The organism is Plantactinospora sp. CA-290183, assembly GCF_050936375.1.
Taxonomy (GTDB): Bacteria; Actinomycetota; Actinomycetes; order Mycobacteriales; family Micromonosporaceae; genus Plantactinospora.
The window spans coordinates 1-17,396 of sequence record NZ_JBNJMX010000003.1 but is presented as its reverse complement, the minus strand read 5'-3'; the positions used below and the strand labels follow the sequence as shown (position 1 = coordinate 17,396).

Here is a 17,396-nt window from a genome sequence, read left to right as displayed (position 1 = left end):
CCGGTCCGGGCGGCCGCCCCGGGTCAGGAGTGGATGATCAGGGACATCGCCTCGGCGCGCGACTTGGCGTCCCGCTGGAACACTCCGCGCACGGCCGAGGTGATGGTCTTCGCGCCCGCCTTCTGGATGCCGCGCATCGCCATGCACATGTGCTCGCACTCCAGCACCACGAGGACGCCGCGCGGTTCGAGCTTCGCCATCAGCAGGTCGGCGATCTGCGTGGTGAGCCGCTCCTGCACCTGGGGCCGCCGGGCGTAGACCTCGACCAGGCGGGCCAGCTTGGACAGGCCGGTGATCCGGCCGTGCTCGCCGGGGATGTAGCCGATGTGCGCCGAGCCCCGGAACGGCAGCAGGTGGTGTTCGCAGAGGCTCATCACGTCGATGTCCCGGACCAGCACCAGCTCCTCGTGGTTGGCCTCGAAGGTGGTGCTGAGCACCTGGGCGGGGTCGACCCGCAGCCCGGCGAAGAGTTCGGCGTACGCCCGGGCGACCCGGGCCGGCGTCTGCACCAGCCCGTCGCGGTCGGGGTCCTCGCCGACGGCGATCAGGATCTCCCGGACCGCCTTCTCGATCCGGGCCAGGTCCATGGTCTGCTCGACGGGGCGACCGCCGAGCCGGCCGTTGATCAGCCGGGCGGCGAGGTAGTCCAGCTCGTCGTCCGGTTCGGTGGAGGAGACCGCCTCGCTGGGAACGGCCGCTGCCGCGGGGCTGGACACGGGCAGGCCGCCGGCAAAATCGCCGGCGGCCTGATCGCTGGTCGGATCGTTCAGTGGGTGCCGTCCGAGTTGGGCGAGGGATTGTGGTTGCCCCCGACCGTCGCCTGGACGCCGTCCGCCTCGGCCTGAGCCTTGAGGCTCTCCTTCTCGGCCGGGGTGAGCACCGGCGGCTCGGTCGACGGCTGCCGCTTGCCGAACCCGTTGTACGGCGCCATCGGCGGCCGCTTGACCACCCGGGCGCAGATCCGGGCCATGTCGGCGGTGGAGAGCGTCTCCTTCTCGATCAGCTCCAGCACGAGGTTGTCGAGGACGTCCCGGTACTCGACCAGGATCTCCCAGGCCTCGTCGTGGGCCAGTTCGATCAGCGAACGCATCTCCGCGTCGATCTCGGCGGCCACCGAGTCGGAGTAGTCCCGCTCGTGGCCCATGTTGCGGCCCAGGAAGGGCTCGTCCCCGCCGGTGCCGTACTTGATGGCGCCGAGCTTGGAGCTCATGCCGTACTGCGTGATCATCGCCCGGGCCAGCGCGCTGGCCTTCTCGATGTCGTTGCTGGCACCGGTGGTCGGCTCGTGGAAGACGAGTTCCTCGGCGGCCCGGCCACCCAGCGCGTACGCCAGGGTGTCGATCATCTCGGCGCGGGTCTGGGTGTACTTGTCCTCGGTGGGCAGCACCAGGGTGTGCCCCAGCGAGCGGCTGCGGGAGAGGATCGTCACCTTGTGCACCGGGGCGGAGTGCGGCAGCGCCCAGGCCACCAGCGCGTGCCCGCCCTCGTGGTAGGCGGTGATCTTCTTTTCCTTGTCGCTCATCACCCGGGTCCGCCGCTGCGGGCCGGCCACCACCCGGTCGATCGACTCCTCCAGCGCGTCGTTCGAGATCGCCCGCTTGTCGCCCCGGGCGGTCAGCAGCGCCGACTCGTTGATCACGTTGGCCAGGTCGGCACCGGTGAAGCCCGGGGTACGCCGCGCCACCGCGTCGAGGTCGACGTCCGGCGCGAAGGGCTTGCCCTTGGCGTGCACCCGAAGGATCGCCTTGCGGCCCTCCATGTCCGGGGTGTCCACCGCGATCTGCCGGTCGAACCGGCCGGGGCGCAGCAGTGCCGGGTCGAGGATGTCCGGCCGGTTGGTCGCGGCGATCAGGATCACGCCGCCCTTGGTGTCGAAGCCGTCCATCTCGACGAGGAGCTGGTTGAGCGTCTGCTCGCGCTCGTCGTGGCCGCCACCCATGCCGGCGCCACGGTGCCGGCCGACCGCGTCGATCTCGTCGACGAAGACGATGGCCGGCGCGTTCGCCTTGGCCTGCTCGAAGAGGTCGCGCACCCGGCTCGCACCGACACCGACGAACATCTCGACGAAGTCGGAACCGGAGATCGAGTAGAACGGCACCCCGGCCTCGCCGGCCACGGCCCGCGCCAGCAGCGTCTTACCCGTACCGGGCGGGCCGAAGAGCAGCACACCCTTGGGGATCTTGGCGCCGAGGGCCTGGTACCTCGCCGGGTTCTGCAGGAAATCCTTGATCTCGTGCAGTTCCTCGACGGCCTCCGCGGAGCCCGCCACGTCGGCGAAGGTGGTCTTCGGGGTGTCCTTAGTGATCATCTTCGCCTTGGACTTGCCGAAGTTGAGCACCCGGGACCCGCCACCCTGCATCTGCGACATGAAGAGCAGCAGCAGGATCACCAGGATGGCGATCGGCAGCAGGTTGACCAGCAGCGTCACGAAGACGTTGTCGCCGGAGACCTCGGTGTCGGTCGCGCCGGTGATCTTGCCGGCCGCCTTCGCCGCGGTGACCTGGTTCCAGATCTCGTCGCCGACCTCGGCCGGGAACTGAGCCTGGATCTTGTCGGTGTCGGTGTCACCGAACTTGGCCTTCTGTGCCAGGTCGAGCTGGAGCGTCTGCTCCTTGTCCTGGAAGTTGACCTTCTCGATGCCGCCCTTGTTGAGCTGGTCGAGGACCACGTTCGTCTCGACCTGGTGATAGCTCGGGCCACCACTGAAGAATGAGCTGAGCCCTATCGCGCCGATGATCACCAGGATGATCCAGACCACCGGGCGGCGGAAGAAACGCGTACGTTCCATGCTGTTGTCGAGCGCCGTAACGCCCGGACCCTCCTGATCGACGTCCTGACCGTCTGGTTACCTGCGTTCGCCGCCGGAGCGACGGCCGAAACCGTCCCCTGCGGGCCGGCCTCGACGCCGGGCGCTCTGACACCGCGCCACGGTCATTCGACGGTACACCGTGGGCGCGAGGAGCGAGCCTGCGAGCCCTCGGCGGGCAGGTTCACCCGCACCCGTGTGCCGGGATGGCGCCGGACCGAGGGAAGCTTCGCCAGCGCCACCGCCACCACCGCATACCGTAACCGCGTTTCCTGGGAGCGCGCTGTACGTAGGCTCTATATTTCCCGTCTGGCAACCAGGACCAACCAGACGTACCGGGTGGCCGGCGCGGGACAGCGGCCGGACCGACGCGCCGGGGGAGCCGCGCGGACGGGTGCCGGAAACAACCTCGCAGCGGTGGGCGACGGCTCCGGTCCGGGCTGAGAACGCGCTCAGGAAGCGGGTCGAACGCCGGCCGGAGTCAGCTGCGGGCGTAGACCTCGGGCTTGAGCACCCCCACGTAGGGCAGCTCCCGGTAGCGCTCGGCGAAGTCGAGCCCGTAGCCGACGACGAACTCGCTCGGGATGTCGAACCCGACGTACTTCACCGGCACCGCGACCTGGATCGCGTCCGGCTTGCGGAACAGCGCGACCACCTCGACGCTGGCCGCCTCCCGGGACTCCAGGTAGCGCAGCAGCCAGGAGAGCGTCAGCCCCGAGTCGACGATGTCCTCGACCACGATCACGTGCCGGCCGGCGATCTCCCGGTCCAGGTCCTTGCGGATCCGCACCACCCCGGAGGAGGTGGCGGCCTGCCCGTACGAGGAGAGGGCCATGAACTCCAGTTCGACCGGCGGCCCGTGCCGGCCGAGCGCCCGGGCGAAGTCGGCCACGAACATCACCGCGCCCTTGAGGACGCACACCAGCAGGAGTCCCTCGGGGGCCGACGCGTAGTCCGCCGACACCTCCTTGGCCAGTTCCGCGATCTTTTCCCGAATCTGTTCCTCCGAGATGATCACGTGGTCGATATCGGCGTCATACCAGGAGCCCTGAGCCATGCGCCTAGCCTGCCGTACGCCGGTTCGGGCCCGTCGCCGGGGCGGCCCCTTCGCGCGGGCCGCGCCCCGGCTGGCCAGGCACTCGCTCCCGTCCCGGCGCGAGGTCAGTGGCGTGCCGACCAACGCCGGCCCCCGGTGGTCGGCTTCCAGTCGGCCGAGTCCCGGCTGTCGGCGGTGAACCCGAGGGCGGAGGCGAGGACGAGAACGGCGAAGAAGAGCAGGACGAAGAGTTCCATGGCGGCGTGACCTTCCGGTCTCCGTGGCCCGTACCCGGTCTCCCGGGATCCCGGACCAGCTGGTTTCTGTGGTTCGCCGCCGATGCGCATCGGCTTTCGGTGTCCAGTGTCGTCCGCCGTTCCGGAGCCAGACAGTGGCAGCATTGCCAGACACCATCGAATTTCTGCCACTTACCCGGTACGCTTCCGCCATGTTGCGCAACGTCGCCGTGATCGCCCTGGACAACGTCGCCGCCTTCGAACTCGGGGTGCTCTGCGAGGTCTTCGGCACCGACCGGACCGCCGACGGCTTCCCCGGCTACCGCTTCGACATCTGCACCGTCGACGGCGGACCGGTGCGCACCGCCTCCGGCTTCGGGCTCGTACCGCACGCCGACCTCGGCCCGACCACGGACGCCGACCTGGTGGCCGTCCCGGCGCACAGCATCGGCGCACCGGTCCCGGACGCGGTCCTGGCGGCGCTGCGCCGGGCCGACGCCCGCGGCGCGTACGTGCTCAGCGTCTGCTCGGGCGCCTTCGTGCTCGGCGCGGCCGGCCTGCTCGACGGGCGCGAGTGCACCACCCACTGGCGGCACGCCGACGAGCTGGAAGAGATGTTCCCGCTGGCCCGGGTCCGCTGCAACTCGCTCTACGTGCAGGACGGCAACCTGCTGACCAGCGCCGGCACCGCCGCCGGGATCGACGCCTCCCTGCACCTGGTCCGCCAGGAGCACGGCTCGGCGCTCGCCACCAAGCTCGCCCGCCGGATGGTGGTGCCGCCGCACCGCGACGGCGGGCAGGCGCAGTACATCGAGGCACCCATGCCGCGTACGCCGGCGGCACCCACCCTGGAACCCGTACTCAGCTGGCTGGTCAGCCACCTCGACCAGCAACTGACCGTCGACGACCTGGCCGGGCGGGCGCACATGGCCCCGCGTACCTTCGCCCGCCGGTTCCGGGCCGAGACCGGCACCACACCGCACGACTGGATCACCAACCAGCGGATCCTGCTGGCCCGGCGGCTGCTGGAGGAGACCGAACTCGGCGTCGAGGCGGTGGCCGCGCGGGCCGGCTTCGGTGACGCCGCCACCCTGCGGCACCACTTCGCCCGCCGGCTCGGCGCCACCCCGCAGGCCTACCGGGCCACCTTCCGGGACCGGGTCCCGCAGGACGCGGGCAGCCCCCCGGGGTGACCGGAGCGTCCGGCCACCCCGGGGGTCAGAAGCCGGTCGCGCAGCCGTCCGCCCGGGGCTCCGAGCCGGCCACGTACCCGCCCTCGGGCAGCCGCCAGATCGCCTGGCCGTACCCGAAGGCGGACGGGTCGGCCTCCACGGTGATCTCGTGGCCGCGCGAGCGCAGCTCCGCGACCGCGTCCCGGCCGGCGTCGTCGGCCAGCAGCGCGGGCTCGACCAGCACCGAGCGGCCCGCGTGCCAGTACCAGCGCGGGTGGTCCAGCGCGGCCTGCGGGTCGAGCCCGCCGTCCACCGTGGACGAGACGAGCTGTACGTGCCCCTGCGGCTGCATGTGCCCGCCCATCACCCCGAACGGGCCCACCGGCGCACCGCCGCGGGTCAGGAAGCCCGGAATGATGGTGTGGAACGGCCGCTTCGCCGGCGCGACCACGTTGGGGTGGGCCGGGTCGAGGCTGAATCCGGCGCCCCGGTTCTGCAGGCCGAAACCGAGACCGGGCGGCACCACGAACGACCCGAAGCCCAGGTAGTTCGACTGGATCAGGCTCACCATCATCCCGGCGGAGTCGGCGGCGCAGAGGTAGACGGTGCCGCCCAGGGCCGGATCACCCGGGGCCGGAGTGCCGGCCCGGGGCGTGACCAGCGCCCGGCGGGCCGCCGCGTACTCCGGGGTGAGCAGTTCGGCGGTCGGCACCGCCACCCGCTCCGGATCGGCCACGTACGCGTGCGCGTCGGCGAAACCGAGCTTCGTCGCCTCGATCTGCCAGTGCAGCCGCTCGGCCGGCGACATGGCGGCCGGCTCCACCCCGTCCAGGATGTTGAGGGCGAGCAGCGCCGCCACCCCCTGGCCGTTGGGCGGCAGCTCCCACACGTCGTACCCCCGGTAGCCGGCCCGTACCGGATCCACCCAGGTGGAGGTGTGCCCGGTCAGGTCGTCCGCGTCGAGCAGGCCACCGGTGCGCGCCGCGTGACCGACCAGCGCCTCGGCGATCCCGCCCGAGTAGAAGTCCGCCGTGCCGGTGGCGGCGAGCCGGCGCAGCGTCCCCGCCGCGTCGGGGTTGCGCCACCGCTCGCCGGCCCGGGGCGCCCGCCCGCCGTCGACGGTGAAGACCCGGCCCCACTCGGCGAACTCCGCACCGGCCGCCGGGGCGCCGGCCAGCTCGGCGTACGCCAGTACCGAGCGGGCCCAGCCGGCGGCGACGTTCGGCGACACCGGGAAGCCGTGCTCGGCGTAGCCGATCGCGTCGGTGAAGAGGTCGGCGAAGGGGAGGCTGCCGAACCGGTCGTGCAGGTCACGCCAGCCCGCCGGCCCTCCGGGTACGGTCACCGGCAGCCAGCCCCGGGCCGGCATCGCCGGGCCGGTGGCCTGGGCGCCGCCGTGCGCCGGGGTCGGCTCCGCGCCCCGGCCGCCGTTCGCGACGAGCACCATCTCCCGGGTCAGCCCGGCGGGCGAGCGCCCCGAGGCGTTCAGCCCGTGCAGCCGGCGCCCGTCCCAGACGATCGCGAACAGGTCACCGCCGATGTCGTTGGAACCGGGCTGGACCACCGTCAGGGTGATCGCGGTGGCCAGGGCGGCGTCGACGGCGTTGCCGCCCCGACGCAGCACCGCGAGTCCGGCGGCGGCGGCGAGCGGCTGGCTGGTGGCGACCGCGCCGTGCGGCGCGAAGAGCGGCTGGCGAGGGTGCGGCATGCCCCATGTCTACTCCGGCGCCGGTGCCTCGATCCACTCCGGCGCCCCGGGAACCGCCCGCCGCTCCGGCGCCGCACCCTGGCCCGGCACCCCGTGCCCGCCCGGCGACTCAGGCCCGCCCGGCGACCCCCGGTGACCCGTGGCCGCGCTTTCCCCGGTGCTGAGCACCGCGCCGCGCCGGACGACCCGGATCCCACCCGGCAGGTACGCCGGCCCCTGCCCGCGCCACGCCGTCACCAGGGCGTCCAGCGCGTCGACGTGCCGGTGCGACAGTGCGGCCGGCGGCGCACCCAACTCCCGGGCGTACCGGTGCAGCACCCGGGTACGCACCGCGGCCGGCAGCCCGGCGAGCACCGGTACGGCCAGTCCACCGGCCGCCGCGTCGGCCACCGCACGGGGCCCGTCGGCGGCCTCTCGACAGGCGGCACGGGCCCGGTCGTAGGCGGTGGCGGCCAGCGCGTCCAGCGCCGCGTTGTCCGCCCCGAGCAGCCGGGCACTGCGCGCCAGGTTGTCGAGCACGGCCGGACCGAGCGCCGCCACCAGCGCCGGCAGCACGTCGGCCCGGACCCGGGCCCGGGCGTACCGGTCGTCGGTGTTGTGCGGGTCCTCCCACGGGGTCAGCCCGAGCACCGCGCACGCCTTGCGGGTCTGCTCGCGGGAGATCTCAAGCAGCGGGCGGCACAGCGTCACGCCGGCCAGCTCCCGGGTCACCGGCATGCCGGCGAGACCCCGGGGGCCGGCGCCCCGGGCCAGCGCCAGCAGCATCGTCTCGGCCTGGTCGTCGCGGGTGTGCCCGAGCAGCACCGTCGTCGCGTCGTGCCGGCGGGCCACCTCGACCAGCGCCTCGTACCGGGCCTGCCGGGCCGCCGCCTCCGGCCCGCCCGGCCGGCCGGCCACCTCGACGACCGCCACCTCGGCCGGGGCGAACCCCGCGCCGGAGGCCCACCCGACCACCGCCTCGGCCCGCCGGTCCGAGCCCGGTTGCAGCCGGTGGTCGACGGTGACCAGCCCGGCCGGGATCCCCAGCCGGGGCGCCACGAACGCGGTGGCCTCGGCCAGGGCGAGCGAGTCGGCACCACCGGAGCAGGCGACCAGCACCGGCCGGTCCCGGCGTACCCCGGTCAGGGCCCGCCGGACCGCGACCCGGACGGCCGCGACCGGCGGCGGCACGGCGGCCACGGCGCGGCCTCGGTCAACCGGCGGACGCGACGGGGCCGACCGGGCCGTGCACCCGGGCCACCCACGCGTCCGGGTCGGAGAGCTCCTCCAGCCGGGGCAGGGTCAACGGCGAGCTGAAGATCCGGTTGAAGCCCTCCATGCCGACCCGCTCCACCACGCCGTGCACGAACTTGCGGCCCTCGGCGTACTGGCGCATCTTCACATCGACCCCGAGCAGCTTGCGGATCGCCTTCTCCAGCGGGTTGCCCGTCTCGCGACGGCGGTTGAACCGCGCCCGGATCGTCTCCACGGACGGGATCACCCCCGGCCCGACCCCGTCCATGACGAACTCGGCGTGCCCCTCCAGCAGCGTCATCAGTGCGGTCAACCGGTCCAGTACGGCGCGTTGGCCGGGCGTCTGCACGATGTCCAGCACGCTGGCCCGGCTCTCCGGGTTGCGGATCGCGTCGGAGAGCGTCCCGACGCCCCGGCGCAGCCGCTCCAGGACGTGCTCACCACCGGCCTGCGACGCGTCGACGAAGGCCTGCACCTCGCCGAGGAAGTGCCCGCGCATCCACGGCACGGCGGTGAACTGCGTGCGGTGGGTGACCTCGTGCAGGCAGACCCAGAGCCGGAAGTCCCTCGGCACCGCCTGCAACTTCCGCTCGACCTCGACGATGTTCGGCGCGACCAGCAGCAACTGGCCGGGGTCGGCGGAGAAGACCTCGTACTGGCCGAGCACCCGGCCGGAGAGGTACGCCAGCACCGTACCGGCCTGTACGCCGGTCAGCCGCGAGCCGATGCTGTCGGTGAGGACCCCGGGCGGCTTCTCGCCGGAGAGCCGGTTGATCAGCGGGGTGATCACCTCACGGAGACCGGCGATGTTGGTGGCCGCCCAGTCGCGCCGGTCCACCACCCGTACCGGTGGGTGGGCGACCTGGGCCCGCAGACCGGTGTAGTCCAGCACGTGGCTGGCGGCCTCGTCGGTCAGCCGCCGGAGGTCGGCCACCACCTCGGTGGCCTCGTCATAGGAGACCCGGGGGCCTGATTTTCCCAGCGCCCCGGCGGTGGCGGCGGCCAGATCCCAGTCCACGAACTGCGCCATGCGTCCACCGTACCCGCGCCGGCACACCCCGAGCGGGGTGTAAGGAAGGGGCCCTTCCTATCGCTTTGTGTATAGGAAGGGCCCCTTCCTAACGCCTGTGGCGGCGGGTGGCCGTCAGCGGCAGCCGCAGGCGGCCAGGGCGTCCGCGATCCGGTCCAGCGCCGGCTGTGCCTGGTCGGGCCCGCCGGGCACCCCGTTGGCGAGTACCGCGAAGGCGAGCAGTCGGCCCTCCGCCGTGGTCACCACGCCGGAGATCGCGTGTACCCCGCTGAGGGTGCCGGTCTTGGCCCGTACCACGCCGGCGCCGCTCCCCGTGGCCGTGCCGGGGGAAGCGCCGCCGGACGGGCCGAAGCGGTCCTCCAGGGTGCCCGACCAGGCGGCCACCGGCAGGCCGGGGAAGACTCCCGCGAGTTCCGGCCGGCTCCCGTCGGCGGCCCGGGAGAGCAGTTCGGTCAGCAGCCCCGGGGTGATCCGGTTGCGGCGGGACAGGCCGCTGCCGTCGGAGAGCGCGGTCTGCGCCTCGGGCAGTCCGAGTTCGGCCACCACCGCATCCATCGCCTCGCCCGCGCCGTCGAAGGAGCCCGGCTTGCCGCGGGCGAGCGCCACCTGCCGGGCGAGCGCCTCGCCAACCACGTTGTCGCTCTCCCGGAGCATGAACTCCACCAACCGGATCATCGGCGGCGACTCCACCCGACCCAGCTCGGTACCGGGCGCCGCCGTGGCGGAGGGGCTGGCGCTGGTCGCGGCGACCGGCGCCGTGGCGGAACCGGCGGGAGCGCTGCCCCTGCTCACCGCGGAACCGGGCAGTCCCAGCTTGCCGGCGAAGGCCCGGCCGGCCGCCAGGTCCGGGTTCTGTGACCGTGCCTGACCCCGGCCCTGGTCCTTCGGGTCGAGCCGGGCACCGTCGACCATCAACGCGGTGATCACCGCCCCGAATCCGCCGGTGTGGGCGTCGGAGTCCCATCCCGGGCCGACGTTCGGGCCGGGGAAGAGGCTCCCGTCCACCGTCACCTTCGTCGGTGCCGTACCGCCGAGCGCCTTCTTGACCTGCGTGGCGAGCCGGTCCAGCCGCCCCGCCCCGGGGTACCAGCCGGTCTCGTCGACCGCCAGTGTCGGATCGCCGGCTCCGATGACCACGACCTCGCCCGGGTTCTCCCCGGCCACCACCCGGGTGGCGATCCGGTGGGCCGGGCCTCGGGCGGCCAACACGGTGACGGCGGTGACCAGCTTGGTCGTCGAGGCGGGCACCAGGGGCTTGTCCTGGCCGCGCTCGAAGAGCGGCTGGTCGCTCACCGCGTCGACCACGGAGATGTTCACGTCGTCGCCGAGCACGGAGCTGCTGAGCAGCGGGGCCAGCGCGGCGCGTACCCCGTCGGGGGTCGGCGCCGGGGCGCTGTTCCCGGCGGCCGTGAGCACCGGCGGGGGCGGCGGTTCGGCGAGGTCGGGCCCGGCCTGCGTGGCCGCCCGGTCGCCGCCCAGCCAACCGTCCACCGGACCGGGCCGGACCACGACCACCCCGGCCGCCGCGAGCCCGAGGACCAGCACGGCGGCGAGCGCGACGATCAGGGTACGCCGGCGCCGCCGGCCCACCGGCGGGTCCTCGGCCGGCGGCGGCTGGGCGGGCGGTTGCGCGGCCGGTGGCGGCCCGCCGGCCGGGACGACCGGCGGGTTGGTCGGCCAGGCGCGGGCGTGTGCCGGCGGTGCCGCCGGGTTCGGGTACGGCGGCGGCGCTCCGGCCGGGCCCTGCTGCCCCGGTGTCGATGCCGGCCCCTGCTGTCCGGGCGACGCGGCCGGATTCGGGTACGCCGGCGGCGCGGCCGGAGCCGGGTGGCCCGACGCCGGTGCGGCCGGAGCCGGGTGACCCGGTGCGGGCATCGACCCGTTCGACGGCGGGATCGGCAGCGAGGCCGGCAACGGCACCACCGCCCGGCCACGTGCCGGTGCGGAATTCGGGCCGCCCTGCGGTCCGCCGGCCTGGCCGGGCTGGGGTCGATCGCCCTGGCCCTGCCGGGGTCCACCACCCGGCCCCGGCTGCGGCCCACTGGCCGGGTGCGGCTGCGGCCCACTGGCCGGCCATGGCGGCGGTCCATTGACCGAGCCGGACTGCGGTCCGGAGGCCGGGCCGGACTGTGATCCGGAGGCCGGGCCGGACTGCGGCCCGGAAGCCGGGCCGGACTGCGGGCCGACCTGTGGTCCGGAAGCCGGGCCGGGCTGCGGCCCGCTGGCGCCCGGCACGACCACGCGACCGCGCGGCGGCTGCTCCGACTGACCTTCGCCCGTCAGGCCCGAGTGTGAATCTTCACTCCCCACCCGCCCCTCCTCCCCGTCCGGTTCCGCCTAGGCGACACTACTTTGGTCCGAGCACCGCGGGGCGGCCGGCGCGACACTTGGGTCGCGAGGTCACCCTGTGCCGGTGCGCACCGTTGTGTTCCGTAGGCCAGCGCCGGCAGACGAGGGAGCGTGCGAGATGGATTTCGACGTCACGGTTGAGATCCCGAAGGGTCACCGCAACAAATACGAGGTGGACCACGCGACCGGCCGGATCCGGCTGGACCGCACCCTCTTCACGTCCACCCAGTACCCGGCGGACTACGGTTTCATCGAGGGCACGCTGGGCGAGGACGGCGATCCGCTCGACGCGCTGGTGCTCGTACCCGAACCCACGTTTCCAGGCTGCCTCATCCGGTGCCGGACCATCGGCATGTTCCGGATGACCGACGAAAAGGGCGGGGACGACAAGGTCCTCTGCGTGCCGTACGAGGATCCGCGGCAGGAGCACCTGCGCGACATCCACCACCTCGGCGAGTTCGACCGGCTGGAGATCCAGCACTTCTTCGAGGTCTACAAGGATCTGGAGCCGGGCAAATCGGTCGAGGGCGCCACCTGGGTCGGCCGTACCGAGGCCGAGGCGGAGATCCGGGCGTCCTACCGGCGCCAGCAGGAGGCCGCCGAGCGGGGCGAGTCGCCGCACTGAGCCGTGCGCCCCGGCACACCACCGGGGCCCACGCCCGATCATGAAATTGTCGCCGAGACCGGTCCGGTCTCGGCGACAATCGCGTGATCGGGATGAGTCGGGATCAGCCGGGCGGGCCGGGGCGGCCCGCGATCAGCCGAGCAGGCCGCGAGCCCGGCCGTAGAGCCCCAGCACCGCGCAGGCCACCGGGACCACCGCCACCACCATCAGGGTGTCGAGGATGTCGGCGGCCCGACCCAGGTACGGCGTCGGCGGGCGCTGCGAGTAGGTCGCCCCACCCGCGACCACCACCAGCGCGAGCACCAGGGCGCCGGCCGCCAGCCCGAGCAGGCCGAGTTCGCCGAGCCGGCCCGCCAGGGCGATGCCGAGCACGGTGAACGAGGCGACCCCGGCGACCACCAGCGGCACCCGTTGCCGAATCGTGACGAAGAGCCGGGAGCGCAGCAGCAGGCCCGCCGCCGAGACCGCCACCAGCAGCCGGCCACCGACCCCGCCGGACGCGACCAGCAGCACGGACGCCGCCACCGCCAGCACCGCGTGCCCGATCAGCATCCCGGTGAGCATCTCCTCGGTACGCGCCACCGCCGCGAAGACCCGGTTGCGGTCCGGCCGCTCCCGCGCACCGGTCTGGGCCGGCGTCGAGGTGGCCGTGGTGAACCCCTCGGCCGCCTCCGCCCCGGTGGGCAGGGTGATCGGCGGCATCGGCAGCTTGCCGAACCGGATCGCCAGCAGCGGCAGCATGCCGATGGCGCAGACCAGCACCGCCATCAGCAGGGCGGCGGCGCCGGCGGCCGAGAGCACGAAACCGGCCAGCGCGGTGAGCGCGCCGAGCAGCCCGACGGCGACACCCGCGGCGTAGACCCGCAGCCCGGCGGCCACCCCGACCATGCCGAGCACGGCGACCAGCAGCAGCGCGACCGAGCCGGCCAGCACCTCCGGGGCGCCGAGCCAGGCGACCGGCCTGAGCACGCCGGCCGGGTCACCGGAGGCGACCAGCAGGGCGCCGCCGAAGAAGGCGTACGGCAGCGCGTAGCCGCCCAGCGCGGCGCCGGCCGTCGCGTCCCCGTACGCCCGGGAGGCCACCACGGCGGCCAGCGACAGCACGACGGCGGCGCCGAGCGCGACGAACGTGCCCAGGTCCCAGCCCGGCCCGCCGCCGACCACCGCGAAGAGCCCGACGGCGAGCAGCCCGCCGGCGGCGCTGAGTGTCGCGGCCCGGGTGTTCAGTCCGGACCAGGCGCTGCCGCGGCGCCGGGCCCCGTCCGCGATCGCCTCGACCACGTCGTCGTACTCCAGCTCCGGCCACTGTGCGCGGGCCGGCACCAGGTGCAGGACGTCGCCGTCGCGCACCCCCTGCGGCAGCAGCGCCTGGCCCGCCGCGAGAGCGGCCCCGTCGGTACGGCGCAACAACCACCCGCCGTGCTTCTCGCCGTCGTCGGCCAACCCCTCGCCGGCGTGCCGCAGCACCTCGGGCAGGAGCTCGGCCAACGGGAGGTGTTCGGGCAGGGCGACATCCACCCGTCGTTGCGGCGCGCTGATCGTGACGCGGGCGAGCCCGGTACTCATCGACAGTCCTCCATCGAGGGGGCAACCCATGGCTGCGCGGACGACCGCACTTTACCTAGGATGGGTCGTGCTCGTCCGACCGAGCACGAGGACATTCGCGACGCAGGTCGTCGCACGGCCCGCCGACGTCGTCCACTCTTCCAGTTGGCGTGGCCTTAGCGGGGAGGTCTCAGATGGACACGGGTAGCCACTGCGGGCGCGGTGGACGCCGCGCCGCCGGGGCCGTGCGGCCCGGCGGCGGGCAACCGCGTTACGGCCCTGGTGCGCGGATTTCCGCCGGTCAGGGCCGGGTTGCCGAGGTGGCGCGGCGGGTTGGGGACGTGCGGTGAGCACCGTCGTCATCAAGCGCCCGCCACGGCGACCGGCACCGGACATCCCGACCGGCGAGCTGGCGGTCGAGGCGCCGCCGGAGATCCCGCAGGCGACCGGCGGGCGCTGGCAGCAGATGATGATGGTGCTGCCGATGCTCGGCGGCTCCGTCGCGATGGCGATGATGTTCGGCCGCGGCGGCGGCACCTACTCGTACGTCGTCGGCGCCATGTTCGGCATCTCCTCGCTCGCCATGGTCGCCTCCTCCTGGGGCAGTTCCTCGGGCTCGCCGAAGAAGTCCGAGATGATGGCGGCCCGCCGCGAATACCTGCGACACCTCGCCACCCTGCGGCGCCGGGTCCGGGAGACCGCCGCCAAGCAGCGCGCCGGGTTGTTCTACCGGCACCCCGACCCGGCCCAGCTCTGGTCCACTGTGGGCAGTCACCGGGTCTGGGAACGCCGCCCGAGCGACGGGGACTTCGGCGTCGTGCGGGTCGCGGTCGGCCCGCAGACCCTGGCCACCCCGCTCGTGCCGCCGGTCACCCGTCCGCTGGAGGACCTCGAACCGATGACCGCCGGCGCGCTGCGCCGGTTCCTCGACGCGTACTCGGTGGTGCCGGACCTGCCGGTGGCGCTGAGCATGCGCGGCTTCGCCCGGGTCTTCATCCGCAGCGGGCCGCAGGGGCGCGAGTTCGCCACCGCCGAACCGACCGGTGGGCCGCCCCAGGCGCTGGCCCGGGCGGTGGTCGCCCAGCTCTCGGTCTTCCACGCCCCCGAGGAGCTGCTGATCGCGATCTGCGCCGGCCCCGAGCGGCGGGCCCGGTGGGAGTGGGCCAAGTGGCTGCCGCACGTCCACCACCCGGTCAAGACCGACGCGCTCGGCGCGGTACGCCTGGTCGCCAGCTCGGCGGTCGAGCTGGAGAAGCTCATCGACGACGTGGTCGGCAACCGGTCCCGGTTCAGCCCGTCCGGCCCGGCGACCGACGGCCCGCACGTGGTGATCGTGCTCGACGGCGGTGACCTCAACGGCGCCAGCTACCTGGCCGGGGACAGCGGCATCGACGCCGTCACCATCATCGACCTGGACAGCTCGCCGCCCCGGCTGCTGGACCGGGCCACCCTGGTGCTGGAGATCGCCGGCGGCCGGTTGAACACCTTCTCGATGGACGGGCAGGCCGAGGTCGGCACCCCGGACCGGCTCACCATCGAGGAGGCCGAGGCGGTCGCCCGGCGGCTCGCCCCGCTGCGGCTCGCGGCGGCCTCGAAGGGCTCCTCGGACGCCCCGCTGGCCACCGAGATGACCCTCGGCGAACTGCTCGGTGTCGGCGACCCGGAGAACTTCAGCACCGCGCAGGGCTGGGCACCCCGCCCCAACCGGGACAAGCTGCGGGTGCCGATCGGCGTGGGCGCCGACGGCGGCGCGATCGAGCTGGACCTCAAGGAGTCCGCCCAGGACGGCATGGGCCCGCACGGCCTGCTCATCGGCGCCACCGGTTCCGGCAAGTCCGAACTGCTCCGCACCCTGGTGCTCGGCCTGGCGGCGACGCACTCCTCCGAGTCGCTCAACTTCGTCCTGGTCGACTTCAAGGGTGGCGCCACCTTCGCCTCGCTGGACCGGCTGCCGCACACCGCCGCGGTCATCACCAACCTCGCCGACGAGCTGCCCCTGGTCGACCGCATGGTCGACGCGATCAACGGTGAGATGATCCGCCGGCAGGAGCTGCTCCGCCGGGCGGGCAACTTCGCCAGCCTGCGGGACTACGACAAGGCCCGCTCCGGCGGTGCCGCGCTCGCCCCGCTGCCGTCGCTGATGATCATCTGTGACGAGTTCTCCGAGCTGCTCTCCGCCAAGCCCGACTTCATCGACCTCTTCGTGCAGATCGGCCGGCTGGGCCGGTCGCTCGGCGTACACCTGCTGCTCGCCTCGCAGCGGCTGGAGGAGGGCCGGCTGCGCGGCCTGGACACCCACCTGTCGTACCGGGTCGGTCTGCGGACCTTCTCGGCACTGGAGTCCCGGGCGGTGCTGGGCGTACCGGACGCCTTCGAGCTGCCCCGCGCCCCGGGCCACGGCTACCTCAAGTTCGGCACCGAGCCGCTGATCCGGTTCAAGGCCGCGTACGTCTCCGGCCCGTACCACAAGAGCAGCGTCGCCGGCGTCGGCGCGCAGGGCCAGTCCGGTCCGCGACTGCTCTCCTACTCCACCCACTTCGTACCCGTGCCGGAGCCGGTCAAGCCGGCGACCCCGGCCCCCGTCCCGGAGGACTCCAAGGCGGCCAGCCTGCTCGACATCATGGTGTCCCGGCTGGTCGGCCAGGGCCCGCCGGCCCACCAGGTCTGGCTGCCCCCGCTCTCCCAGGCGCCGGCCCTGGACGAGGTCCTCGGCCCGGTGCTCGCCGACCCGGCCCGGGGGCTCACCTTCGGCAACCCCGAGCTGCACGGCGCGCTCCAGGTGCCGGTGGCACTCGTCGACAAGCCGTACGACCAGCGCCGTGACCTGCTCTGGCTCTCCCTGGAGGGCGGTGCCGGGCACGTCGCCATCGTCGGCGGTCCGCAGTCCGGCAAGTCGAGCCTGCTGCGGACGCTGATCTGCGGCCTGTCGCTCACCCACACGCCGGCCGAGGTGCAGATCTACTGCCTCGACTTCGGCGGTGGCTCGCTGGCCTCGCTGCGCGACCTGCCGCACGTCGGCGGGGTCGCCGGCCGGTCGGACGCGGCGGCGGTGCGCCGTACCGTGGGTGAGATCTCCACCCTGCTCACCGACCGGGAGCAGCGCTTCGCCGAACTCGGCGTGGACTCGATGGGGGCGTACCGCAAGCGGCGGGCCGCGGCGAACGGGGTCGGCGTCGGAGCCGACCCGTTCGGTGACGTCTTCCTGGTCGTGGACGGCTGGCCGACCCTGCGCGGCGAGTACGACGACCTGGAGCCGCTGGTCACCGACATCGCCACCCGGGGCCTCTCGTACGGCGTGCACGTGGTCGCCGCGGCGCCCCGCTGGATGGACTTCCGGCCGGCGATCCGGGACCTCTTCGGCTCCCGCCTGGAGCTGCGGCTCGGTGACCCGACCGACTCGATCGTCTCCCGCAAGTCGGCGGCGAACGTGCCGGAAAAGTCGCCCGGCCGGGGCATCACCGCGGAGAGCCTGCACTTCCTGACCGTCCTGCCGGAGCTGGCCAGCCTAGGCGGGCAGACGAACGCGCTGGTCAAGGCGGTCTCCGGCAACTGGCACGGCGCGCCCGCGCCCCGGGTCCGCCTGCTGCCGCCGGTGCTGCCGTACGCCGACCTGGACATCATGGGCACGCCCGGCCTGCGGCTGCCGATCGGCATCT

The 17,396-nt window shown here is 73.8% G+C and carries 11 protein-coding genes and 1 pseudogene; 3 read left to right on the top strand and 9 right to left on the bottom strand.

Annotated elements, in window-relative coordinates; all coding sequences use genetic code 11:
- Positions 1–23: 23 nt before the first annotated feature.
- From folE to ACQEUR_RS08185, 4 genes are all read right to left on the bottom strand, one after another.
- A complete protein-coding gene (gene folE, locus ACQEUR_RS08200) occupies positions 24–587 on the bottom strand; it encodes a GTP cyclohydrolase I FolE (protein WP_433028949.1) in 564 nt (187 codons plus the stop codon).
- A gap of 179 nt (positions 588–766) precedes the next feature.
- Positions 767–2,788 (bottom strand): ATP-dependent zinc metalloprotease FtsH, encoded by a 2,022-nt coding sequence (ftsH, locus tag ACQEUR_RS08195; protein WP_433027846.1) that lies wholly within the window; start codon positions 2,786–2,788, stop codon positions 767–769.
- Between the two features lie 499 nt (positions 2,789–3,287).
- Complete coding sequence (hpt, locus tag ACQEUR_RS08190; protein ID WP_433027842.1) at positions 3,288–3,863, bottom strand: hypoxanthine phosphoribosyltransferase; 576 nt, start codon at positions 3,861–3,863, stop codon at positions 3,288–3,290.
- A gap of 104 nt (positions 3,864–3,967) precedes the next feature.
- Complete coding sequence (locus ACQEUR_RS08185) at positions 3,968–4,099, bottom strand: hypothetical protein (RefSeq protein WP_433027839.1); 132 nt, start codon at positions 4,097–4,099, stop codon at positions 3,968–3,970.
- Between the two features lie 191 nt (positions 4,100–4,290).
- Here ACQEUR_RS08185 and ACQEUR_RS08180 point away from each other — a divergent pair, with 191 nt between their 5' ends.
- On the top strand, positions 4,291–5,271 hold the full coding sequence (locus tag ACQEUR_RS08180) for a GlxA family transcriptional regulator (RefSeq protein ID WP_433027836.1): 981 nt from the start codon (positions 4,291–4,293) through the stop codon (positions 5,269–5,271).
- A 25-nt stretch (positions 5,272–5,296) separates the two neighbouring features.
- On the opposite strand, the gene ACQEUR_RS08175 is transcribed toward ACQEUR_RS08180, so the two are convergent.
- From ACQEUR_RS08175 to dacB, 4 genes and pseudogenes are all read right to left on the bottom strand, one after another.
- Positions 5,297–6,958 carry a gamma-glutamyltransferase family protein gene (locus tag ACQEUR_RS08175; RefSeq protein WP_433027833.1) on the bottom strand — a complete coding sequence of 554 codons (1,662 nt, stop codon included), beginning with the start codon at positions 6,956–6,958 and terminating at the stop codon, positions 5,297–5,299.
- A 159-nt stretch (positions 6,959–7,117) separates the two neighbouring features.
- A pseudogene (tilS, locus tag ACQEUR_RS08170) lies at positions 7,118–8,137 on the bottom strand (tRNA lysidine(34) synthetase TilS); the annotation flags it as partial.
- Positions 8,138–8,150: 13 nt separating this feature from the next.
- On the bottom strand, positions 8,151–9,221 hold the full coding sequence (locus ACQEUR_RS08165) for a zinc-dependent metalloprotease (protein ID WP_433027830.1): 1,071 nt from the start codon (positions 9,219–9,221) through the stop codon (positions 8,151–8,153).
- Between the two features lie 114 nt (positions 9,222–9,335).
- Complete coding sequence (gene dacB / locus ACQEUR_RS08160) at positions 9,336–11,096, bottom strand: D-alanyl-D-alanine carboxypeptidase/D-alanyl-D-alanine endopeptidase (RefSeq protein WP_433027827.1); 1,761 nt, start codon at positions 11,094–11,096, stop codon at positions 9,336–9,338.
- Positions 11,097–11,688: 592 nt separating this feature from the next.
- On the opposite strand from dacB, the gene ACQEUR_RS08155 reads away from it, so the two are divergent.
- Positions 11,689–12,195, top strand: coding sequence for an inorganic diphosphatase (locus ACQEUR_RS08155; RefSeq protein WP_433027824.1), 507 nt, complete (start codon positions 11,689–11,691; stop codon positions 12,193–12,195).
- A gap of 132 nt (positions 12,196–12,327) precedes the next feature.
- On the opposite strand, the gene eccD is transcribed toward ACQEUR_RS08155, so the two are convergent.
- Positions 12,328–13,761: a type VII secretion integral membrane protein EccD gene (gene eccD / locus ACQEUR_RS08150; RefSeq protein WP_433027821.1), complete on the bottom strand. Its 1,434-nt coding sequence runs from the start codon at positions 13,759–13,761 to the stop codon at positions 12,328–12,330.
- Positions 13,762–14,086: 325 nt separating this feature from the next.
- On the opposite strand from eccD, the gene eccCa reads away from it, so the two are divergent.
- Positions 14,087–17,396: type VII secretion protein EccCa (gene eccCa / locus ACQEUR_RS08145; protein ID WP_433027818.1), on the top strand; the 3,310-nt coding region annotated here is incomplete at its 3' end.